This window comes from Sulfitobacter sp. 1A15299 (assembly GCF_043556915.1).
Taxonomy (GTDB): domain Bacteria; phylum Pseudomonadota; class Alphaproteobacteria; order Rhodobacterales; family Rhodobacteraceae; genus Sulfitobacter.
Window position 1 is genome coordinate 14,849 of the sequence record NZ_JBIFFJ010000021.1, and the last position, 22,827, is coordinate 37,675.

Sequence of the window (22,827 nt, forward strand, 5' to 3'; positions counted from 1 at the left end):
CGGCGCGGGGGGCAGGCAGCCACCCGCGCCGTGCAGCGTGTCAGCGGTTCATGCGGTTGTCGATCAGATCGTCCACCACGCCGGGATCCGCCAATGTCGAGGTGTCGCCCAAAGCGCCGTAATCATCCTCGGCGATCTTGCGCAGGATGCGGCGCATGATCTTGCCCGATCGTGTTTTAGGCAGGCCCGGCGCCCATTGGATCAGGTCGGGCGAGGCGATGGGGCCGATCTCTTGCCGGACCCAATTGCGCAACTCGGCCCGCAACTCTTCGGAAGGCGCCTCACCGCTCATCAGGGTGACATAGCAATAGATGCCTTGGCCCTTGACGTCATGCGGGTAGCCGACGACGGCGGCTTCGGCCACTTTGTCATGAGCGACGAGGGCGCTTTCCACCTCGGCGGTGCCCATGCGGTGGCCCGAGACGTTGATCACATCGTCGACGCGGCCCGTGATCCAATAGTCGCCATCGGCATCGCGTTTGCAGCCGTCGCCGGTGAAGTAATAGCCCGGGTAATCGGCAAAATAGGTCTTTTCGAACCTTTCGTGATCGCCCCAGACGGTGCGCATCTGCCCCGGCCAGCTGTCGGCGATGCAAAGCACGCCCTCAGCGGGGTTGCCGTCGATCTCTTGACCCGATGTCGGGTCCAGCACCACCGGTTTGACGCCGAAGAAGGGTTTCATCGCGGCCCCCGGTTTCATGTCATGCGCGCCGGGCAGGGGGGTCATCAGATGGCCGCCGGTCTCGGTCTGCCACCAAGTGTCGACGATGGGGCAGCGACCTTGGCCGACGACTTCGTGATACCAGTTCCACGCCTCGGGGTTGATCGGCTCGCCCACGGTGCCAAGGATGCGCAACGAGGACAGATCGCTTTTGGTCACATAGTCCTTGCCTTGCCCCATCAACGCGCGGATCGCGGTGGGGGCGGTGTAGAACTGCGAGACTCTATGCTTTTCGCAGACCTGCCAGAACCGGCTGGCATCGGGGTAGGTGGGCACGCCTTCGAACATCAGCGTGGTCGCGCCATTGGCGAGCGGGCCATAGACGATATAGCTGTGCCCGGTGACCCAGCCCACATCCGCCGTGCACCAGTAGATGTCACCGTCGTGGTAATCGAAGGTCACCTCATGGGTCAGCGCCGCATAGGTGATATAGCCGCCGGTGGTATGGACCACACCCTTGGGCTGGCCGGTGGAGCCTGAGGTGTAGAGGATGAAGAGCGGGTCTTCGGCGCCCATCGCTTCTGCTTCGCAGGTCTCGGCGGCATCCTTGATCAGTGCGTTGTAATCACGGTCGCGCGCATCATCCCATGCCACGTCACCGCCCGTGCGGCGCACCACGAGGCATTGCACGGAGGCATCGCATTGCGCCAGCGCCTTGTCGGCATTGGCCTTGAGCGGTGTGGCCTTGCCGCCGCGCGGCGCTTCATCAGCGGTGATCACCACCTTCGCCTCGCAGCCGTTGACGCGGGCGGCCAGCGCATCAGGCGAGAACCCGGCAAAGACGATGGAATGAATCGCCCCGATCCGCGCACAGGCCAGCATGGCATAGGCGGCTTCGGGGATCATCGGCATATAGATGATGACGCGGTCGCCTTTGCCCACGCCGAGATCGCGCAGCACATTGGCCATGCGGCAGGTGGCGCTGTGGAGCTCGCGGTAGCTGATGTGTTTGGCCTCATCCTCGGGGCTGTCGGGCTCCCAGATGATCGCGGTCTGATCGCCACGCGTCTCAAGGTGGCGGTCGATGCAATTGGCGCTGACGTTCAGCTCTCCATCCGCGAACCAATTGATGCTGACCGACCCGAGGTCGAAGTTCACGTCGCGCACTTGGGTGAAGGGTTTGATCCAGTCGATCCGCTGCGCCTGTTCGCGCCAGAACCCATCGGTGTCGGTGACCGAAGCTTGGTACATCTTGTCATAGGTCTGCGCGTCCACATGGGCCCGGGCGGCCATGTCGGCGGATGGCGGATAGGTCTTGGCGGTGGCGTCGGACATGGTGGTTCCTCCCTTGATGTTCGCATCACCACGGGGCGCGGGTCTAACCCGGTGGCCGTGGCGTCCTCCTCAGCCGGATCATAGCGGCCCGTGAAAAGAAGGGAATAAGCAACTGGATTACAAGGGCTTGCCTGTAAAGGTTTTTCCCGATCGGGGCGATTCCTGTAAATTTTTCGCTCTTGCCCGGTGATTGGCGCGGTTTTTCAAAGCCTTGCCAGTCAAACTTGGCGCTACTGTCTTGCGGCTGTCGTATTTGCGCGGCATGACGGGGTTGGCAGGCCAGCCCCCGCGGGGTAGCCTGTGCGCCAATCCGCCCATCCAAGGGCGGCAACTATGGGAGAGAGCCATCATGAAAAATCTGCTGAGCGGTGCCGCCGCCTGTGCGCTGAGTGTCGCTTTTGTAAGCGAAGCTGCTGCGACCGAATGGAACGCCTCGGTCTGGGGCAAGCGCCGCGCCTTCACCGAACATGTGGAAAAAATTGCCGAACTGGTCTCTGAAAAGACCGACGGCGAATTCACCATCAATGTCAGCTACGGCGGCCTGTCCAAGAACCGCGAAAACCTCGATGGTATCTCCATCGGCGCTTTCGAGATGGCGCAGTTCTGTGCCGGCTACCACGCCGACAAGAATCGCGCGATCACCGTGCTGGAACTGCCGTTTCTGGGGGTGAGCAACCTTGAAGAGGAAGTTGCCGTTTCCAGAGCGGTTTATGACCACCCCGCCGTCGCCGAGGAGATGGCGCAGTGGAACGCGAAAATGCTGATGACCTCGCCCATGCCGCAGTACAACCTTGTCGGCACCGGCGATCCGCGCACCACGCTCGAAGATTTCGACGGCATGCGCGTCCGCGCCACCGGCGGTCTGGGCAAAGCCTTTGAAGCCGTCGGCGCCGTGCCCACCTCGGTGACCTCTTCGGAAGCCTATAATGCGATGGAATCGGGTGTCGTCGATACCGTGGCCTTCGCCCAGCACGCCCATCTGTCCTTTGGCACCATCAACAAGGCCGAATGGTGGACCGCGAACCTCAACCCCGGCACCGTGAACTGCCCCGTGGTGGTGAATATCGACGCCTATGAAATGCTGAGCGACAAAGAGCGCGAAGCGCTGGACAGTTCGGTCGATGAGGCGCTGGATCACTACCTTGCCAACTACGCCGAACTGCTCAAGAAATGGGACGCCATCCTCGAAGAAAAGGGCGTTGAAAAGGTTGAGTATTCTCCCGAAGTGATCGCCGAGTTCAAAGAGAAAGCCGCCGATCCCGCGCGCGAAGCATGGATCGAAAGCATGGAAGCGCAGGGCATCCCGGGTCAGGAACTCTATGACCTCGTGATGGAGACGCTGGAAAAAGAGCGTGCTTCGAACTAAGCCCAGCCGGGCATGACTGTGAGGGCCGTGCGGACTGACCGCGCGGCCCTTTCGACTTCTAAAACGCAACAAACAGACTTTCTGAAAAGGAGAGCCGATGGCCGGATCATCCGCCGTGCTGGAGGACAGCAGCCTCCTCAGCCGCCTCGACCGGGGCTTGCTGAAGCTGGAAACCTTCTTTGCCCTGATCTCGGGGCTTGCCGTTTTCTCACTGATGGTACTGGCCGTCTGGTCGGTGGGGGGGCGCAAGTTCTTTTCCACGCCGCTGGCGGGCTATGTCGACTGGATCGAAGCGGCGATGCCTTTCATCGCCATCATGGGCATCGCCTATACGCAACGCATGGGCGGCCATGTGCGCATGGACATCCTCATTGGCCAGCTTAGGGGCCGCGCGCTTTGGGCGGCGGAACTGCTGTCGGTGGTGTTGATCCTTTTGCTGATGCTGGCGCTCACATGGGGTGCCTGGGCACATTTCGACCGCAGCTTTGACCTGAACGCCCCGCTGTGGAGCCGCGACAGTTCGATCGACATCGGCCTGCCGATCTGGCCCAGCAAGCTCGTGGTGCCGCTGGCGTTCGTCGTGATCTCTTTGCGACTTTGCCTGCAAATTTGGGGCTATGGCCGGGCCTTGGTGCTGGGGCTGGAACGCCCTGTGGCCGTGCCGCTGGTGCAATCGGCGGCGGAACAAGCAATGGCCGAGGCCGAACAACTGGATGGACGTGACTAATGGAGCCTATTGAAATCGGCCTTTGGGTCTCGGGCGGTATGCTCGTTATGGTAGTGCTTGGCATGCGGGTGGCCTTTGCCGCGGCCATGGCGGGTCTTGTCGGCCTGATCTGGATTTTCTGGGCCAAAAAGGGCATGGAATGGGACCAGTTCGGCTGGGCGCTGACCGTGGCGGTCAAGACGGCGGGGCAGGTGCCGCATTCCAAAGTGTCGAGCCAGACACTCTCGCTCATCCCGACCTTCATCCTGATCGGCTTTCTTGCCTATTACGCGGGTCTGACCAAGGCGATCTTCGAGGCGGCGAAACGTTGGTTCGCTTGGGTGCCGGGCGGTCTGGCGGTCTCGACCGTTTTCGCCACGGCAGGCTTTGCCGCGGTGTCGGGCGCATCGGTCGCGACGGCGGCGGTTTTCGCCCGTATCGCCATCCCCGAAATGCTCAAGATCGGCTACAACAAGCAATTCGCAGCCGGTGTCGTGGCGGCAGGGGGCACGCTCGCCTCATTGATCCCGCCCTCGGCGATCCTTGTGATCTATGCCATCATTGTTGAGCAGGACGTGGGCAAGCTGCTGCTGGCGGGCTTCGTGCCCGGTGCCTTCTCGGCGGTGGTCTATGCGGTGTTGATCATCGGCATCGCGATGATCTGGAAAAGCGTCGGCCCGCCGGTGCGCGGCTTCACATGGGGCGAGCGTTTTGCCTCACTCCCCGCTGCGATGCCAATCGTTGCCGTGGTCGTGATCATCATCTTCTTCGTCTACAACCCCTTCGGTGACGCTTGGGGCACCCCGACCGAGGGCGGGGCCGTGGGCGCCTTCATCGTCTTCTGCATGGCGGTGTTTCGCGGCATGCGGCTGGCCGAGTTGAAGGACGCGCTTTTGGAGACCGCGAAGCTGACGGTGATGATCTTCACCATCATCTGGGGCGTGCTGATCTATGTGCGTTTCCTTGGCTTTGCTGATCTGCCGGGTGCCTTTGCCGATTGGATCTCCTCGCTCGAAACCTCGCCGATGCTGATCCTGATCTGCATCCTCTTGGCCTATGCGGTGCTGGGCATGTTCATGGACGCCATCGGGATGCTCTTGCTGACACTGCCGGTGGTTTATCCGGCGGTCATGGCGCTCAACGGGGGCGAGATGGTCTCGGCCGCCGACAGCGCCTTTGGCATGTCGGGTCCGATGTGCGCAATCTGGTTTGGCATTCTGGTGGTGAAGATGGCGGAGTTCTGTTTGATCACCCCGCCCATCGGCCTGAACTGCTTTGTCGTCGCTGGTGTGCGCCCCGACCTCAGTGTGCAGGACGTGTTCCGCGGCGTGATGCCCTTCTTCGTCGCCGACGCGGTCACCATCGGCCTCTTGGTCGCCTTCCCGCAGATCGTGCTTTGGCTGCCGTCCCTCGCGGGATAGGCGGCCCTAGCCACCGGGCTTTTCCGCGGCGGGTTCATCCGCCGCGGTTGCCGCCACATCGGGCGCGGATTTATCCAGAAAATGCCCGATCATGTTGAGTGCAGTCACGTTCTCGCAGACCACCTTGAAGACGACGAGGAAGGGCACCGCCACCAGCGCGCCCGCAATCCCCCAAAGCCAGCCCCAAAAGACCACGGTGAGGAACACCGCCACGGTGTTCAACTCCAACCGCCGCCCCACAAGGTAGGGGGTGATGAACTGCCCCTCGATCCCGGTGAGGATTTGATAGCCAACCGGAGCGAGGATGGCATAGCCGACACTGTCGAAGGTCGCGATGGCATAGGCCCCGACGAGCACCGCGCCGATCACCCCACCGATATAGGGCAGGAAGTTCAGCAAGAACGCCGCCAAGCCCCAAACGTAAGGCACCGGCAGTCCAAGCGCGAAGAGGTAGAGCCCCACCGAAATGCCCAGACCTGCGTTGATGATGGTGATGGTCAGCAGGTAGCGCGACACGCGGCGCTCTACGTCATAAACCGCCTTCAACGCGCGTTTCTTGCCGGTGAAAGTCTGGAATGACTGCACGAGCTTGAGGTAGAACAGATCGCCCGAGGCCAGCAGGAACAGCGCCAAGACCAAGGCAACTGCCACGGTGCCGCCGATCCGCGCGCCGGTGTTCATGGCGTTGTCCAGCAGGCCGGGCTGTTTGACCACCACCTCTTCGGGCTTGCCGCTGCCATTCTCGGTGCCGATCTGTTCGACCTGTTCAGTGGCAGAACGGACGTTCTCCACCGTTTGCGCCCAACCTTGCAACTTGCGCCGTATCTCGTTGCCCATGGTGGGGATTTCGTCGGACCAGCTGGCGACTGTGCCCGCTGACAGGCCGGCCAGCACAAAGATAATCAGCCCGACACAGCCAATCAGCAGCACGGCACCCAGCGGCGGGGCAATACCGAACTTCTCCAAAGAGCGGATCAGCGGGCTCAGTGTCAGCGCGAGGAGGAACCCCAGTAGGATCGGCAGCAGCAGATCCTTGGCGAAATAGGCAGTCACGAAGAGGGCGATCAGAACCAGCACCTCCAACAGCCGTCTAATCGCGGTGATATCGTTCAATGTCTTCCCCCCGAATGCCCTGCGCATCGCCCATGCTAGGGGGCCAACGCAGAACGGAGGGAAAAGTTCATTCGCGCATACTGCCCCCGGCGCATGGGGTCAGGGGGTCACTGCCTGCAACCGCAAAGCCTGTCCGCCAAGGGCGCGAAAGGCGCGTTGGCGGCAGGTTAGGACGATGATCTGCATATCCCCCGCTTGCCGGTGCAGCGCGTCGAACATCCGCTCGATCCGGTCGTCATCGGTAAAGACCAGCGCGTCGTCCAAGATCACCGGCGCGATACGCCCCGCGCGTGCCAGCATCCGCGCAAAGGCCAGCCGCACAAGCAGGGCCACCTGTTCCTGCGTGCCGCCCGAAAGCACCTCGATCGGCTCTTCCCGGCCCTCGCGGATCAGCGCATGGGGTAGGAGCGATTCCTCGCCCCATGTCAGTTCCGCATCGGGCCAAAGCAGTTGCAGCAGCGGCTTGAGTTCCTTGACGATGGGGGTGAAATAGCGCTCGCGCGCCTCGTTCCTGGCCTGTTGCAAGGCCTCGCGCAGCCGGGTCAGCACCGCGACCTCATGGGCGATGCGGGCAAGGGCCGCTTCGGCGGCTTGCAACTGGTCTTCGGTCTCGGCCAGCCGTTCCTCCACCGCATCGCCCGAGGCGCGGGTGATGCGTTCGCTCAGCCGGGCGAGCAGGGGGTGCAGGCGGGCGATCTCTTCTCGGGCCTGCGTCTCGACCGATTCCGCACGGGTGAGCGCGGCCTGAAGGCTGGCCGCATCCGGCGCGTCCTTGGCCTTCTCGGCATAGGCGAGGCGGGCAGCCTCCAGCGCGGCGGCAGTGGTGACGGTTTGGGCGGCGAGGTTCTCTTCGGTGGCATCGCCCAGCTTCGCCTGCTGCGCCTCGGCGCGCTGGAGCCGGTCGGTGAGCGAGGCAAGCTGCGCCTCCTTTCCCGCGGCATCGGCCTTGGCATCGGCCAACGCCTCGGCGGCGGTCTCGCGCGCGATGCGGCAGCGTTCATGTGCGGCCTGCGCCGTTTGCAGCGCGTCTTCGGCCTGCGCGAGATCCGGCGCGCCGGAGACCTCTTCCGGCGCAGGAATGGCGGCGAGGGCTTGGTGCAGCGCGTCGATCCCATCGGGGGCGAGGCTGGCGAGCACGGCTTTCGCCTCTCCCTGCCGCGCGGCGGCCCCGGCACGGGCAGCCCCGGCGGTGCGGGCCTGCGGCAGATCAGTCGCGCCGATCTCGTCAAGGGCGGTTTGTAACCGGGCCGCGGCGGCGTCGACCGAGCCATCCTCACCGCCGCCCGCGCCGGGCTCGACTTCCAGTTCGCCGATCCCGTCGATCCTCAGGATGGTGCGGCGGGGCAGGGGCAGGGGGGTGCCATCGGCCAAGGGGCCGTCATCGCCGTGGATGGCGCCCGATTGATTGGGGGCGTAGCGGACCGTCACCTGCGGGGCCGCGGCATCGCGGGCGGCGCGGCTGGCAGAGAGTTCGGCGGATAGCCTTTCCAACCGTTGCAGCGCCGCGGCGTCCGGGCCGGATTTGGTGGCGGCACTGGCGGTCTCCATCCGGCGGCGGGCGTCTTCGGCTTCTTTGATGCGCGCTTCGAGCGCATGGCGTCGGTCAGCACCATCGCGCGCGGCACGGGCGCGGAGCGCGTGGCGGTGGTCATCCTCGGCGGTTTTGAGCGCCGTTCGGGCAGCGTCGGCGGCGGCCTCTGCGGCCTCCAACGTGGCGCGGCGGTCTGACAGGGCGGCACGGGCCGCCTCTGCCGCTTGGCGTGCTGCGGCTTCGGCGCGGCGGGCGGCCTTTTGCTCGGCCTCTCCGGAGCGGTAGCTGTCGAGGCGCGAAGTGGCGCTTTCGGCATTGAGGCGGGCCAGTTCCACGGCCCGGTCCAGCGCCTCCATCTCTTCTGCGTGGCGGGTCGCGGCGGCATGGGCGGCGCGGGCGGCCTCAAGCTTTTCGCGGCGTTCGGCGACCACCTCGGGCGCTTCAAGCTCGGCCAAGGCGCGCCGCGCGCGCTGGCGTTCGGCCAAAGCGTCCTGCAACTCGCGTGCGGTGGCGGCCAGTTGATCGCGCGTGGCCGTCAGCGCCTCGACCTGATCCTGCGCCTCTTTCCACGGCCCGCCGGTGCGTGGGCGTCCGGTGCTGGTGGCGTATTGGGCAAGCTCTTCGCGGCATTGCGCCAGCGCCTTGTCCATGCGCCGCCCGCCGGTCATCGCCTCAACCTCGGCCCCGACCGAGGTCATCAGATCGCGCCGCGCCTCCAGCGCCAGTTTCTCTTCCTTAGTCGTGCCGCCGGTCAGCGCGGTCATCCCCTGCCGCACCCAGATCAACCCCGAGGGGCCACCCGCATCGCCGCCCAACAGCTGCGCGATCCAGGCTTCGGCCTCATCCGCCTGCGCGATCAGCTTGCCGTCGCGCTGCACGGTGGCGAGGGGCTTTTGAAACCAGCGTTTGTGCAGGGCGAAACGGCCCGCCTCGGTCTCGACCTCGATGGTGACCTCGGGCGCGCCGCCCGCATGGGGGCGCAGGGCCGAAACCTCTTTGTCGCGCGAACCGAAGGGTTTGAAAAACAGCGCCTGTATCGCGTCGAAGAGGGTGGATTTGCCGTGTTCATTCGGCTCGCTCAGCACGTTGATCCCATCGCCAATTCCGGTGACCTGCGCGGGGTCGGTGAAACGGCGCACGTTGTTGAGCGTGATGGCGCGGATTTTCATGTTTTGGCCCCCTGCACATAGGCGTGCAACCGGGCCAGCGCGTCGGCGGCCACGTCTCGGTCGGGTTGAGGAAGGCTGTCGGACTGCGCTTCACTCACCAAGATGTCCGCCGCCATGCGCAGCGCGCCGCCGCGGTCGATCTCATCGAGGTCCGCGGTCTCATATTGCGTGCCCAAGCTGTCGGTCAGCAGTTCGAAATGGGCGAAATCGGGGGCGCAGGCCTGGGCCGCGCGGTCAAGCGCTGCGTGATCGGGAAGGCGCGCCCAGCCCCCCGCCTTGACGCGCAAGAGGTGATCCCGGCGCCCTGCGGCGGGCAAAAGCGCTTGCAAGGCCGCCGCGACATCTTGCCGTGGGTGCAGCGTGACCTCGGCCTCCGACCACAGGAAACTGCCGATCTCGACCTCTGCGACCTTGGGCCGCGCGCCGGGGCCTGCGAGTTCGACCGCAAGGCAGACGCCACGGCGCCCGTGTTTGAAACGGTCCTGCTCGGGCGTGCCGCAGTAGTGCACCCGGTCCGAGACGGCCATCCGCCCGTGCCAGTCGCCAAGGGCGAGGTAGTCGAGCCGCGCGCGCTGGTCCCTATCCGGCGCAATGGCCTCTCCGCTGTCGGTGAAATCGGTCACCCCGCCATGGGCAAGGCCGATGCGCAGATGGCCTTCGGGGCTTTGCATCCGGTCCAGCGGGGCGCTTGGATCACTGGCGCCCGCGCGAAAGGCGACGGGGCAGGGCAAGAGGCTGACACCCTCGGCCATTTCGACCGGGGCGGCCTTGGCAAGGGCGCGCAGATTGGGGGGCGCATCGCGGGCGATCGTCTCCCACAGGGGTTCGGCATCGCGCAGGTTGTCGTGATTGCCGGGCAGGAGCCACCATGTCACCTCTGCCGCCTCGCCCATGGCGCCGAGCGCCTGCCGCAGCACGCTGGCCGAGGGCGTGGCGGTGTCGAATGTATCGCCCGCCAAAAGAACATGCGCCGCCCCGTGATCCCGCGCGGCTTGGGCCAGTTTGGCAATGGCGCCATGCCGCGCTTCCATCAGACGCCCGCGGATGTTGCCATCGGGCGCTTGCGGAATATTCGCGAATTTGCGCCCGATATGCAGGTCAGACGCGTGGATGAAGCGGAATGTCATGCGGGGGTCCTGAATGGCTTTGGTAAGGGCGGGGGTGAAATGGGCAAAGGGCAATGGTCAATCGGCTGCGCGGCCAGCCGGGCCAGCCCATCGCTGCCGCCCCATTCATCGCAAACTCAGCGCGGAGTGCAAGGCCATGCAAAATATGCGCGAAAATCTGGCGTTCGGCAGATTGCGCGCTAACTATGCCCGAAACGCGTTTGAAACGCAGCGGCGCCATTGCCCAAAACCGGCAGTTCCGAGATAGGATGACATGTAGACCCGCATTCGAAATCCGCCCCGGCGTGGCGGGCACCGCTTGTCAGCCGCGGGCACCGTCCTTGCGCCCTTCGGCCTGCCGATCAGCACTTTTCATTGAATAGAAGACCCCCAAAGATGAATCACGACTTTGAAAGAATCCTCCAAGCCGCGCCGTCCCCCTTCGTGTTGTTGGACAGTGCGCTTCGGGTGGTCTGGGCCAACGACGCCTATCTGCAGGTGACGGACCGCAAGATGGAGGGGCTTATTGGGAAAAACCTCTTCGAAGAGTTCCCCTCGGACCCTGAAAGCGAGTCGGGGCGGATGTTGCGGGCGTCTTTTGAACGGGTGTTTCGCGACGGCACCACCGATCACCTGCCGGTCATTCCCTATCCGATCGACACCGCCGATGGCACAACCGAAGACCGCTATTGGAGTGCGACCCATACGCCGATCTTGGACCCCGAGGGTGAGGTCAAGTTCGTTTTGCAGCACACGCAGGACATCACCGAGATTTACACCGCCGAAACGACGGTTGACGAGGGGCCAATCCCGGCCCAAGCCGCCGTGCTGCGCCGCGCCCATGAGGTGACCCAGCAGAATCTTGAGCTTGATACCGGGATCAATCTTTTCAAAATGATCTTCGAACAGGCGCCGAATTCCATGGTCACCCTCATGGGGCCGAACCACGTCTTCCGCACGGTCAACGCCGCCTATATGCAGTTGGTGGGCCAACGGGATCTTATCGGCAAGCCCGTCCGCGAAGCCCTGCCCGAGATCGCAGGCCAGGGCTTTTTCGAAATGCTGGACGAAGTCTATCGGACCGGAGAGGCCGTCAGCGAACAGGGGGCCGAGGCCTGGGTGCGCCGCCGCGCCGACGGTCCGGCGGAACGTGTCGTGGTGGATTTCGTTTTCCAACCGCTCGACAACGTGCGGGGCGAGACGATTGGGATCATGATCCAAGGCAATGACGTGACCGCGCATAAGCTTGCCGAAACCCGGCTGCGCGAGGCCGAGGAACGGTTCCGCACCATGGCCCATACCATGCCGGTCCATGTCTGGACCGCCACCGCCGATGGGCAGCTCGATTGGATCAGCGATCAGGTCTATGCCTTTGCGGGGGTGGAACCGGGCAGTTTGGTGGGCGACGCTTGGCCGACGATCATTCACCCCGATGACCGCGCCGAGACGATTGCGGCTTGGGCCCATGCGGTGGAGACCGGAACGGTCTATGCGACCGAGTTTCGACTGCGGCGGGCCGATGGAGCCTATTGCTGGCATCTGGTGCGCGCCGCGCCGATCCGGGATGACCGAGGCGCCTTGATGCGTTGGGTCGGCACCAATTCCGACATTCACGAGCAGAAAGAACTGTCGCGCCAGTTGGCCGATCTCAACACGACGTTGGAAGAGCGTGTCGAGAAACGCAACCGCGAGTTGGAAGAGCTGCATGACCGATTGGCGCAGAGCCAGCGGGTCGAGGCGGTGGGCAATCTCGCCGGTGGCATCGCGCATGACTTCAACAACCTGTTGCAGGTGATGACGGGCAGCCTGACCATGGCCGCGCGTGAGATCGCCGCGGATTCGCCCGCAAGGCTGCGGCTCGATGCGGCGATGCGCGCGGTAGAGCGCGGTGCGTCGCTCTCTTCGCAACTGCTTGCCTTCAGCCGCCGCCAGCCGTTGCAGCCCCGCTCGATCGACCTGCGCGATCTGCTGCGGGATATCGACGACATCATGCGCAGCGCCTTGGGCGAGGGGATGGCGGTCGAGATCGACACGCCCGAGGCCCTATGGCCCGCCTATGCCGATGCCGCGAGCACCCAAAACGCGGTGCTGAACCTCGTGATCAATTCGCGCGACGCGATGGAGGGGCGCGGCAAGCTGAAGATCGCGGTCGAAAACCGCCATATCGGGCCCAAGGAACTGCTTGGTGAGCCCGACATGGTGGCGGGCGATTACGTCGAAGTCAAAGTCATCGACCACGGGCCGGGCATCCCGGCCGAGACGCTGGCCAAGGTCTTTGATCCCTTCTTTACCACCAAACCCGTGGGCAAGGGCACCGGGCTGGGCCTCTCCACCGTCTATGGCTTTGCGCGGCAATCGGGCGGGCGGGTAACCATCGCCAGCCGCCCCGGCGCAGGCACGACGGTGACGCTGCTGCTGCCACGGGCCGAGACGGAGGCGGAGCCTTTGCAGTGGCATGACCCCTCCGAGATCGTGGGCGGGACTGAGACGCTTTTGCTGGTCGAAGACGACGCCGAGGTGCGCGATGCCACCGCCGCTTTGCTGACCGATTTGGGCTATAGCGTGCGCACTGCAGAACACCCCACGGCAGCGCTCAAGGCGGCGCGGCAAGCGCCTGAATTCGACCTCGTGATATCGGACGTGGTCATGCCTGGCGAACTCAGCAGCCGCGACATGGCCGAAACCCTTCAGGCCGAGCGGCCCGATCTGCCGATCCTTTTCATCTCGGGCTATTCGCGCGATGCGATTGTGCGCGATGGCCGGGTTGACGCCGGGGTGCAGTTCCTTGCCAAACCCTTCACCAAAGACGCCTTGGCGATCAAGGTGCGCGAAGCGCTCTCCTCGGCCCCTGCCGCCACGACCAAGACCGAGACCCCGCCACAAGAGCATTCCGCGCGGCCCCGTCACGTCCTGCTGTGCGAGGACGACGCGCTGATCCGGCTCGATCTGGCGGATATCCTCAGCGGGCTTGGGACCGAAGTCACGGAAACCGCATCGGGGCAGGAAACCTTGGACAGGCTGCAAACCGGGGCGTATGACGCGCTGCTGATCGACGTGGGCCTGCCGGATATTTCGGGCGAAGAGGTCGCCATCCGGGTCCGGGCTGAACATCCCGATATGCCCATCATCTTTGCCACTGGCCAAGCGGAAGTCCCCGCCGCCGAAGCACTGGGCCGCTGCGCCGTGGTTCAAAAACCCTTCGGCGACCGCGACCTCGAACGGGCCTTCACGCGGTTGGGCATTCTGGCGCAGACGGAAACGGCGACAGCGATGTAACGCGGCGCGCCCGCCCCCGCGACATCCCGCGCGGGGGCGGGGATGGCATAAGAACAGCTTGCGCCACCCCCGCAAAGCCGTGCAGAAGGCCGTGACCCAAAGACGGAGCCTGCCGCATGCGCGACCAAAAACTCACCCACGCCGAGGTTTACCGCGCCGCGCGGCTCTCTGTGGCACCCATGATGGACTGGAGTGACGCTGTGTAAGTCATTGATGTGAATTGACAAAAAACGTTTCATTTGTCAAGTAGCAACAAAATAGCAAGATTGTTGAGCGTTTCCATATGACCTTGAGATCATCGGCTTTGAGATGGCCCGCGATATCGTCGCTGTCGTCGAGCATGATATCTCGCTCACACGCGCGCTCCGCAGTTCGAATAATGTCGATGTCAAGCTGGTCTGCATCGCGTTGCAGAATGGCAGGGCCGCCCTCGCGATAAATCCGCCCACCGTGCTGTGCTGCATCCAACGCTGTCAATTAGCATGTAAGATTGACCGTTTTTCGGCGCCCAATATGCACCCCCTTAATGCTGAGCAGGCTCAAACTGCGTGACCTGCGGAATTCCTGATTTGCGTTATGCGCGGTTCTTGAGGCGACAGCTTTCGTTGCCGGTCTCCACGATCTCGCAATGGTGGGTGTGCCTGTCGAGGATCGCGGTAGAAATTTACGCGTCACCGAAGAAGCTGGGACAATCGCCGCGGCAGGATTGAGGGGAACCGTCAACGTATCGCGGTCACAAGCTCTGCTTCCGTGTGGCATCGGAGTTGCTCGCGTAGAGGCAATCCTATTGTGCGATGTCAAATTTCAGTCGAGTTGCCCCGGCGCCGATTCCCTTGAAGAGATTCCGCCCGGCTGCGCTCACATGCTGAGAAACTTCTTCAATTCTCTGAGTGTTCCCAATCAGCACCGGTTTGGTTAATGACATCCGCGACAAGGTGGAGGTGCGTGGAGAGCGCTCGCCCTGCTTCCCGCAACCTTCATTTCTTCGAATGCCCGCGGAATGTCTTCAAAGCAGAGAGCCTTTCTGTTCGGATCAGGACATCAATCTCTCGAGTCTTATCTTTCTGGCCTTCCAATCGGGCATTACTTTGTCGAGAAGTTCGAAGAACGCGATGCCGTGATGAGGTTCCGCCACATGGCAGAGCTCGTGCGTAACAACGTAGTCGATGGCGTCGACCGGCGCCTGAATGAGACGAAGGTTCAGAAGCAATCGCCCGGCCGGCGACATGGAACCCCATCGTTGCTTTAACTGGCGAACGATGAGGCCTCTTGGCCGAAATACCTCGGGTTCGGGGAACAGACCGAGACAGAGTTCAACCCGTTCTGGAAACTTGATGTGGGCCCGGTCACGGTACCATTCCTGGACCAGACGGCGTGTCACTTCCGACTTGGTCGGCCGATGTGTCTGCACGACTATGAAGCCGCGAACCAGCCTGACGCCTTCCTTGACATCCGGCATCACCTTCAGCCGGTACTGGCGCCCCAGGTAGAGGTGCGTCTCTCCAGCAACGAACCTGCGCTCCGTTGTCCGCGGCAGGAACTGAGAAAAGTACCGTTGCTGCCTTGTCACCCACGCTGCCCGCTTCCGCAGCTTGGCTTCAATCGCCTCCAACGTTGCGTCTTGGGGAGCCGCGATCACCACCGATGCATCCGGTTCGACGGCGATCTCCAGTGTCTTCCTCGGGCGGCGAACAATTTCGTATTGGATGTCCTGCTCGCCGTACCGCAGACGGTGCAACTCCCGCGTCATGCCGCGAACCGGGCCCGAGCCAGGTCCATTATCTTCAGTTCGAGGTCGTCAAGCACATCCACAGGGAGGTCGATACCCTTCTCGTCACGAAGCACGTCGAAGAAGTAGTCATCGATAGCGTTGCGCAGGTTGTTCTGCGCCACCTCGTTCAACCAGATGTCGACGATGAGGTGTGATTTGATGATGGCGATGATCTGTTGAGCAATCGCTGCAGAATCATTGCTGCCCACCAGCTTATCGGCGTTTACTTTGAGCTGACCGTCAAGGATCCCGAAAAACGCCTGCGCATCCTCGTCGCCTCGGATGCTTTCCGGGACATCCCGGCCGCGTTCTTTGCGGGCCACCTTGCTCGCGAGATCCGCAACGCTATTTAAGTATTCACGCTCAGAGAGCCGCTTCTGGCGGTACTCGCGGATGGTCTCTTCGAGCAGCTCGGAGAACTGTTTGTAGAACGTCGGGTCCTCACCCATCCTCTCGGTGATTGCCCGCCGGGTCGCGCTGGCGATGCGATCGGCCCTCGAGGCCTCGGACACCCCCTTCTCTTCGACGACTGCCTGCAGCGCGTCGGGATCGTTGATGTTGACCACTTCGATGATGGTCTCCGCCGGCATTGCCACAACGTGGTCATCAAGGAGCTTTTGGATCTTGGGCTCGAACTCGCGGACATCGACCGTCTCCTGGTAGCGTAGCTGGACGGAGCGCTTGAGTTCGGAAAACTGTTTCCAGTCGCGTTTCAGGGCACCGGCCTTGGTCTCGTCGAGAACATCGAATATTTTGTCGGACGAGAGCGAGATGTGCAAGCAACGGCTGAATGCCTTGAGCCGCGCGTAAAATTCGCGACGAAGCGCCTCGTCGGCAAGGTGCTGCTCAAACTGCTCCATATCCTTTTTGTTTCGGACCTGTTTGAAGAGATCCCAGAGCTGATCGTGGACCTGGGGAAGCTTTCGGATCTCCTCCCTGACATCATGCACCGTTCCCGCGAGGTCGGCCGCCTCGTAATTTTCGAAGGCGCTATACGTCGTCAGAGCGCTGTCCAGCTCGCCGAGTAGCCCCTCGTAATCGACGATAAAGCCGAACTGCTTCTCTGTTCCGCCCGCCTCGTAGAGCCGGTTCACCCGCGCAATCGCCTGCAGGAGGTTATGTTCCTTCAGGGATTTGCATATATAAAGGACCGTGTTCCGCGGGGCGTCGAAACCGGTGAGGAGCTTGGAAACGACGATCAAAATCTCCGGATCGCTGGAGCCTTTGAAGGCATCGATGATCAGGCGATTATACTCCTCTTCGGTTTTGTACTTCGCCATCATCTGCGACCAGAAGCGGCGTACCAGATCCTTGGATTCTTGGTCGATCTCCTCGTTGCCCTCGTTCTCATCCGGCGGCGAGATTACGATCGCGCTCGAGACGTGGCCGATCTCGTCGAGAACCTCCTTGAAGCGGACGGCCGCTGCCTTCGAGGGGGCAACGAGCTGTGCCTTGAAGCCTGTGCCCTGCCAGTGCTGTCGATAGTGCTCGGAGATGTCGAAAGCCTTAGCTCGAATTGCCTGGTCGGACTTGGCCAGCGCGTCCATTCGGGAGAACTTGCGTTTGAGGTCAGCCTTCTGGTTGTCGGTTAGCCCCTCGCTGATCTTCTCGAACCAGCGGTCGATCACGGCGCCCGAGACCTGCTGCTCGACAAGCCGTCCCTCGTAGAGCAGCGGCACGACGGCGCCGTCGGCCACCGCCTTGTCGATGGCGTAGCGGTGGATCAGCCGCCCAAAGGTCGACAGCGTGTTTTTTTCCTTCTTGAGCAGAGGTGTGCCGGTAAAGCCGAGGTAGCAGGCCTTGGGCAAGAGGCGCCGCATCTTGGCGGCGAACTGGCTGTGGCCGCCGTAGCGACCCGTCTGCGTCCTGTGGCTCTCGTCGACCAGCACGAAGATGTTGGGATCCTCGTCCACCAGCTTGCTGTTCTTCAGCGCCGTGTCGAACTTGTTGATGATCGTAGTGACCAACGGAGACTTGTTCTGGACGAGCTCCAGAAGGTGCGCCCCGCTTGTCGCACGGACCGGCTCAAGGTCACAGGACTTGAAGGTGTCCTTGATCTGCTTGTCGAGATCGTCGCGGTCCGTGACGATGATTATCCGCGGGTTTTCGATGCTGCGTTCCAAGGCAAGCGAGCGCCCCAGCATCACCATGGTCAGCGACTTGCCCGAGCCCTGCGTGTGCCAGATCACGCCGCCCTTGCGAGCGCCGCTGACATCGTGCTGCTTGACCGTCTCCTCGGCGCGGCGGATCCCGAAGAACTGCTGGTGGCGCGCAATCTTGCGGACGCCGCCGTCGAACACGGTGAAGCGACGGATGAGGTCGAGCAGCCGCTCCGGGCGACACAGCGCGTACACCATCCGGTCCTGAACCGTGACCGCGCGCTCGCCCTCGGCGGCCATGGCGTTGAAGTAGGCTCGCGTGCCCACGAACTCGCCGGAGAAAATGGCGTTCTTCTCCGCCGGGGTGAGCACGCGGTTGGCAAAGGGCGCGATGGCCTCGTCGGTGTCTTCCTCGTCGCGCCAGGTCTGCCAGAACTTCCGCGGCGTCCCGACCGTCGCATAGCGCGCCTCGTTCCGGTTCATGCCGATCAGTAGCTGGGCGAAGTGGAAGACTTGCGGGATGTTGTCCTCGCTCTGGTAGCCGATCAGCTGGCTATCCGCCTTCTTCAGGCTCTCGGTCGGCCGCTTGTTCTCGATCACGAGAACCGGAATGCCGTTCACGAAGGCTACGATGTCGCATCGCTTAGTCTGGCTCGACGCGGTCCTCTCAACCGAGAATTCGGCCGTCACGTGGAAGACGTTGTTCTCCGGCCGCTCCCAATCGATGTAGCGGAAAGAGTAGCTCTTCGAGTCGCCGTCGATGGACTTCGTTATGGTCGTGCCGAGAACGAGCGTGTCGTAAATGTCTTGGTTCGTTCCGCGGAGGCCCTTCAGCCGGTCCGGCGTGGGCTTGAGCCGCCGCATAGCTTCATGCGCGTCCTCAAGGTCGAAACCATACTCGCGGCCGCGATGAGTGAAGCGGTTGATGCGCATGATGTGCTCGGAGAGGATATCGTCAAGCACAACGTTCCGCAGGCGCCCGCCACGCAAGCGCACGGCTTCCTCCTGCGAGAGCGGGGTGAACCCGAGCGCCACGAGTAGCTGCAGTGCCGGTACCTGGGACTGGTGTTTTTCGCGGGCATCAAACCCATGGTCTCGATCCATCACGCCCCCCACACCTGGGCGGAACCAGCATCGAAGAAAGCAACAGACAGCGGGACACATTCATCACGGTGAGCCGCAAGGGAGTTTGCAGCAGACCTGATCGCCTTGTTGCCATCATCATTGGGATCGCCATAGAGACCGACGTAGATCTGCCCGATCTTGCCTCGAGCGATCTTCTTCAGGATGTGCTGGTCGTTTTCGGCAAGGCTATGTCCGAATATGAAGAGCGCATCATTCCTTTGACCCATTTGCGAGGAGAAGCTTTTGTATGAATGGTGCAAGTAGGCGCTGTGCTTTATCTTGGCCAGCTTCTGATTGCTTTTGCCCTCAGCGACGAAAAGTGGGAACTTGCGCGCGCCCATGGCTTCGCGAGCTTGTTCAAGTAGAGGCTTTCCAGTGTTAACCCAGGTGTACTTTTGAAGCTCCGCACCAGCATCAAACAGGTGCAAAGCGCCATGGAGGTAGTGAACGCGTTGTCCGTGCGCGCCGCTCTCGCCCATCCAGTTCACATATTCCGGCTCCGTGTCTTCATCGCGGCCAAAGCCATCGTTGGCAGCAAGGCTGATGGGATCGTCGAAACCCATGTCCTCGTGCATCAAGGTCCAATAGAGCAGGAGGTCGTAGTTTAAGGTGTAAACCTTTCCGTCCTTGTTTCCGTCCCCAAGGAAATGAGCCAGGAACCGGCGGCATGCCCAGAACTGCTCGTCGGCGATCTCATTTGGAACATTGGGGTGATTGTTGGCCACCGTCTGAATGAGAATGTCTTTCAATGCTTCGGCATCGGCAGCCATTAAAGCGGCTCCCTCCGTTGCCTCCTTTGAATAGACGGGAACAACACGTGAAGCGTCCTCGAGCATCTTGATGACATGCTCGAAGTCCGTCGTTCCGACAGCATCGAAGACCGTAGGCAAGCGGGGTGCCGATGAAAAATCCGCCTGCTCGAACAGTGAGCCGTATGTGAAGATCTTCGGCCGACAGGCAATGCTGAAACCGTTGCCAAGCAACAAGTGCCGCTTCTTAAAGCGCGCTGAATGCTCAATGGCTTGATCGAATGTCAGGAGGTCTACCATGAATTACCCTTTCGGCGGATAGGGATCTTTCCCATATGTGTTCCGTTCCCGGATCTTGCCGTCGCGGCCCTTCAAGAAAGCTTCCCCTTGGGTTTCGCCAGCCTTCCGGCGCGAATGCGCCCAGGCGTCGGACTGGGTGTTTGTGACTTTGCTGGCGCGCGTGGCGCCTTCACGCTTGGATTCCCACTTCCCGTCCTGGCGTTGCTGGGTCCAGTAGTTTTTCTTATCCGGCATGTTCAGACTCCTCGGATTTTGAAAGGGTTTCAACGGGGTCGAGCGGGACGCGCCATTCACCCGTCAGCAGCTTCTGCATGAGGCCGCGCTTCATACGGGTCAGGGCTTCGATCTCTTCATCGAGCAACACCAGTTCTTGCTTTGCGGCCGTCAGGGCCCGCGCGATTTTCCGTTGCTCGTAAATCGGCGGGACCGGCACCCGGCAGCTGTAGAAGTGGTCAGAGTAAAGGTTGAGCAGCCCGTCGTTGCGGACGCCCGAGTTGATCAGGCGCGAGAGCTGGTGGTTCAACGCACCGGCGGCGAAGAGATGCTCGTAGAACTCTGGATCGAAACCCGGCTTCAGCGCGAAGCAGTAGTAGACGAAGGGGACCAGCGCCGTGGGCCGGTCGAGGCGGAAGACACAGCCATAGGGGGCGGTCTTTGAGTTTCCCTTGTTGTAGGCGAATTCGCCCTCGTGCAGGAGTGTGTAGCGCTCGACGCTGCGGCCCGCCATGTCGCGTGCGAACTTGTCGGACTGCATGAGGAAACCGGACTTCGCCGAGATCGTCATAACAGGATGATTGTCGCCCGCGCTCTTGCGCCGAACAGGAGTTGAAACGGCCGACAGGCTCTTGAGGGGCCACCGCTCGGGGAAGACCCCGCCGCGCCCCATGATCTGCTGGCTCAAGCCATTGAACCGATCCTGTTTAGATGCGCGGAGGGTGGCGAGTTTCTCGAGCGCTTTGTCCCAGGTACCCAAGATTTCAACAATATTGCGCTGCAGATCGAGTGACGGTAACGGGACGGGGAATTCCTTCAACTGTGTTGAGTTGATGCTCGCGAGGTTCGTGCTCTGCTTGGATGACAGTTGAAAATAGCGCCGCCCATGAGCGGACGAGGCAAGTGCTGCGAGAAATTCGGGTAACAACTTTGATGGTGATGGCCTAACGGCGAAAACATGGTTTTGGTGTAGGCAGTTTGGGATCTCTCCGCGCCAAACTGTTCCCCGGCCCAATTTGTCGAAATCGCCGCCTTCCGTGAAAAGCACGTCACCCGGTTGCAGCGAAAACCGGGCCACGCTTTCTGGCGACACCGTAATGGTCTTGATCACCTCGAGATCGAGGTGCCCGTCCTGAACATTGGCCACCCGTAGATATGGCAATTCCAACGCTTGACCATTCACAACTTTGCCCTTCGCCAATCCCGTTTGCACGGTGGCGACTTGAGACAATGAGACGAGATCCCAACCTGTAGGAGCTTCAAACTTCAACGCCAAGCTCCTTCAGATATCCGGCCATCTTCGCCCGCACCTCGGCCAGCTCGCCCTCAATCCGCTGGATATCTTTCTGCACAGCGGCGACGTCGATCTCTTCCTCCGGCTCGAAGGTGTCGACGTAGCGGGGGATGTTGAGGTTGAAGCCGTTCTCGGCGATCTCCTCGGGGCTGGCCTGGTGCGAATACCGCTCGACCTCGGCGCGGGTGCTGTAGGTCTCCAGCACCTTGGCCAGATGCGCCTCGTCCATCATGTTCTGGGTCTTGCCAGGCGTGAACTCCTTGCTGGCATCAATGAACAGCACGTCGCGCCGATCCTCGTTGGCGCCGCCTTCCTCGCGCGAGCGGTCAAAGATCAGGATGGCGACCGGGATCCCCGTGGTGGTGAACAGGTTGGCGGGCAGCCCGACGACGGCGTCGAGAAGGTTCTCCTCGATCAACTGCTGACGGATGCGCCCTTCGGCCCCGGCCCGGAACAATACGCCATGCGGCACGATCACCGCCACACGGCCGGACTGGCGCTTGGCGATCTCAATCATGTGGGTGATGAAGGCGTAGTCGCCCTTGGACTTGGGCGGCACGCCGCGCCAGAAGCGGTTGTACTGGTCACCGGCGGCGTCCTCCGCCCCCCACTTGTCGAGCGAGAACGGAGGATTGGCGAGCACCACGTCGAAGCGCATCAGATGATCGCCCTCGACCAGCGCCGGGCTGTTGAGCGTGTCGCACCATTCGATGCGGGCGGCGTCCTTGGCGTGCAGGAACATGTTCATCCGGGCCAGCGCCCAGGTCGCCCCGTTCACCTCCTGCCCGTAGAGGGCGAAGTTCTCGGACCCGACCTCCTGCGAGGCCTGGATCAGCAACGAGCCGGAGCCGCATGCGGGGTCGCAGATCGTGTTCCCGGGCTGAGGGGCGGCCAGCTTTGCCAGCAGACGTGAGACCGGTGCAGGGGTGAAAAACTCGCCCGCCTTCTTCCCAGCGTCCGACGCGAAGCGCGAGATCAGGTAGATGTAGCATTCGCCGATGATGTCCTCGGTCACCCGCGACGGGCGCAGGTCGAGCGCGGGCTTGGCGAAGTCCTCAAGCATGTTCTTGAGGCGGCGATTGCGATCCTTGGGGCGGCCGAGATTGGCCTCCGAGTTGAAATCGATATTGCGAAAGACGCCTTCGAGCTTGGCCCGGTTCGCGTCCTCGATCTTCTCCAGCGCGATGTTGATCAGCTCGCCGATGTTGGGCTCGTTCCGTTGGGCGTAGAGGTCGTAGAAGCTGGCGCCCTTGGGCAGAATGAATCGCTCCCGCTCGAGACGCCGGCGAATGCGGGCCTCGTCATCTCCGTACTGCTTGCGGTAAGTCTCGAGGTGGTCGTTCCAGAGGTCCGAAATGTACTTCAAGAACAACATCACGAGGATGTAATCTTTGTACTGCCCTGCATCTACAGCTCCGCGGAACGTGTCGCATGCAGCCCAAGCAGTCTGATTGATCTGCTGTTGAGTGACTTGATTGTTCATCAGTGGGCGCCCTTTTCTTTTGTTAGATTGCTTAGGCTCAGGACCCATTGATTATCGCGGAGCCGCATGATTCACCGTCCGAAAACGGAGCGGTGATATGTCTGATCTT

Annotated in this window: 16 protein-coding genes and 1 pseudogene; 4 read left to right on the forward strand and 13 right to left on the reverse strand. The window is 62.2% G+C overall.

Annotated features, from left to right (window positions below; genetic code table 11):
• Nucleotides 1–40: 40 nt before the first annotated feature.
• Both acs and ACGYK7_RS15165 read right to left on the reverse strand, forming a co-directional pair.
• Nucleotides 41–1,996: an acetate--CoA ligase gene (gene acs / locus ACGYK7_RS15160; RefSeq protein ID WP_394403379.1), complete on the reverse strand. Its 1,956-nt coding sequence runs from the start codon at nucleotides 1,994–1,996 to the stop codon at nucleotides 41–43.
• Nucleotides 1,997–2,113: 117 nt separating this feature from the next.
• Nucleotides 2,114–2,260 carry a hypothetical protein gene (locus tag ACGYK7_RS15165; RefSeq protein ID WP_394403380.1) on the reverse strand — a complete coding sequence of 49 codons (147 nt, stop codon included), beginning with the start codon at nucleotides 2,258–2,260 and terminating at the stop codon, nucleotides 2,114–2,116.
• Nucleotides 2,261–2,345: 85 nt separating this feature from the next.
• Between ACGYK7_RS15165 and ACGYK7_RS15170 the strand changes: the two genes are divergently transcribed.
• From ACGYK7_RS15170 to ACGYK7_RS15180, 3 genes are all read left to right on the forward strand, one after another.
• On the forward strand, nucleotides 2,346–3,362 hold the full coding sequence (locus tag ACGYK7_RS15170; RefSeq protein WP_394403381.1) for a C4-dicarboxylate TRAP transporter substrate-binding protein: 1,017 nt from the start codon (nucleotides 2,346–2,348) through the stop codon (nucleotides 3,360–3,362).
• 97 nt (nucleotides 3,363–3,459) lie between these two features.
• Nucleotides 3,460–4,089, forward strand: a complete 630-nt coding sequence (locus ACGYK7_RS15175) for a TRAP transporter small permease subunit (RefSeq protein ID WP_394403382.1) — start codon at nucleotides 3,460–3,462, stop codon at nucleotides 4,087–4,089.
• Entirely contained in the window at nucleotides 4,089–5,489 is a 1,401-nt protein-coding gene (locus ACGYK7_RS15180; RefSeq protein ID WP_394403383.1) for a TRAP transporter large permease, read from the forward strand. Before ACGYK7_RS15175 ends, ACGYK7_RS15180 begins: the two co-directional genes overlap by 1 nt.
• 6 nt (nucleotides 5,490–5,495) lie before the next feature.
• On the opposite strand, the gene ACGYK7_RS15185 is transcribed toward ACGYK7_RS15180, so the two are convergent.
• From ACGYK7_RS15185 to ACGYK7_RS15195, 3 genes are all read right to left on the reverse strand, one after another.
• Nucleotides 5,496–6,602, reverse strand: coding sequence for an AI-2E family transporter (locus tag ACGYK7_RS15185; protein WP_394403384.1), 1,107 nt, complete (start codon nucleotides 6,600–6,602; stop codon nucleotides 5,496–5,498).
• 99 nt (nucleotides 6,603–6,701) lie between these two features.
• On the reverse strand, nucleotides 6,702–9,302 hold the full coding sequence (locus ACGYK7_RS15190; protein ID WP_394403385.1) for a chromosome segregation protein SMC: 2,601 nt from the start codon (nucleotides 9,300–9,302) through the stop codon (nucleotides 6,702–6,704).
• A complete protein-coding gene (locus ACGYK7_RS15195; protein WP_394403386.1) occupies nucleotides 9,299–10,429 on the reverse strand; it encodes an exonuclease SbcCD subunit D in 1,131 nt (376 codons plus the stop codon). Before ACGYK7_RS15195 ends, ACGYK7_RS15190 begins: the two co-directional genes overlap by 4 nt.
• 375 nt (nucleotides 10,430–10,804) lie before the next feature.
• On the opposite strand from ACGYK7_RS15195, the gene ACGYK7_RS15200 reads away from it, so the two are divergent.
• Nucleotides 10,805–13,684, forward strand: a complete 2,880-nt coding sequence (locus tag ACGYK7_RS15200) for a response regulator (protein ID WP_394403387.1) — start codon at nucleotides 10,805–10,807, stop codon at nucleotides 13,682–13,684.
• 207 nt (nucleotides 13,685–13,891) lie between these two features.
• Here the strand turns inward: ACGYK7_RS15200 and ACGYK7_RS15205 are convergent, their stop codons facing one another.
• The 8 genes and pseudogenes from ACGYK7_RS15205 to ACGYK7_RS15240 all read right to left on the reverse strand — a co-directional run bounded on the left by ACGYK7_RS15205 (nucleotide 13,892) and on the right by ACGYK7_RS15240 (nucleotide 22,718).
• Nucleotides 13,892–14,161 (reverse strand): hypothetical protein, encoded by a 270-nt coding sequence (locus tag ACGYK7_RS15205; protein ID WP_394403388.1) that lies wholly within the window; start codon nucleotides 14,159–14,161, stop codon nucleotides 13,892–13,894.
• Nucleotides 14,162–14,258: 97 nt separating this feature from the next.
• Nucleotides 14,259–14,381: pseudogene (locus tag ACGYK7_RS15210) on the reverse strand (ATP-binding protein); the annotation flags it as partial.
• A 336-nt stretch (nucleotides 14,382–14,717) separates the two neighbouring features.
• A complete protein-coding gene (locus ACGYK7_RS15215) occupies nucleotides 14,718–15,434 on the reverse strand; it encodes a M48 family metallopeptidase (protein ID WP_394403389.1) in 717 nt (238 codons plus the stop codon).
• The gene (locus tag ACGYK7_RS15220) at nucleotides 15,431–18,658 is read right to left on the reverse strand and encodes a type I restriction endonuclease subunit R (protein WP_394403390.1); all 3,228 of its coding nucleotides are present in this window, start codon (nucleotides 18,656–18,658) and stop codon (nucleotides 15,431–15,433) included. The genes ACGYK7_RS15215 and ACGYK7_RS15220 overlap by 4 nt, the downstream gene beginning before the upstream one ends.
• Nucleotides 18,658–19,728: a DUF4917 family protein gene (locus tag ACGYK7_RS15225; RefSeq protein WP_394403391.1), complete on the reverse strand. Its 1,071-nt coding sequence runs from the start codon at nucleotides 19,726–19,728 to the stop codon at nucleotides 18,658–18,660. The genes ACGYK7_RS15220 and ACGYK7_RS15225 overlap by 1 nt, the downstream gene beginning before the upstream one ends.
• Nucleotides 19,729–19,731: 3 nt before the next feature.
• Complete coding sequence (locus tag ACGYK7_RS15230; protein WP_394403392.1) at nucleotides 19,732–19,962, reverse strand: DUF2188 domain-containing protein; 231 nt, start codon at nucleotides 19,960–19,962, stop codon at nucleotides 19,732–19,734.
• Nucleotides 19,952–21,211 (reverse strand): restriction endonuclease subunit S, encoded by a 1,260-nt coding sequence (locus tag ACGYK7_RS15235; protein WP_394403393.1) that lies wholly within the window; start codon nucleotides 21,209–21,211, stop codon nucleotides 19,952–19,954. Before ACGYK7_RS15235 ends, ACGYK7_RS15230 begins: the two co-directional genes overlap by 11 nt.
• Nucleotides 21,201–22,718 carry a type I restriction-modification system subunit M gene (locus ACGYK7_RS15240; protein WP_394403394.1) on the reverse strand — a complete coding sequence of 506 codons (1,518 nt, stop codon included), beginning with the start codon at nucleotides 22,716–22,718 and terminating at the stop codon, nucleotides 21,201–21,203. Before ACGYK7_RS15240 ends, ACGYK7_RS15235 begins: the two co-directional genes overlap by 11 nt.
• Between the last annotated feature and the right edge of the window lie 109 nt (nucleotides 22,719–22,827).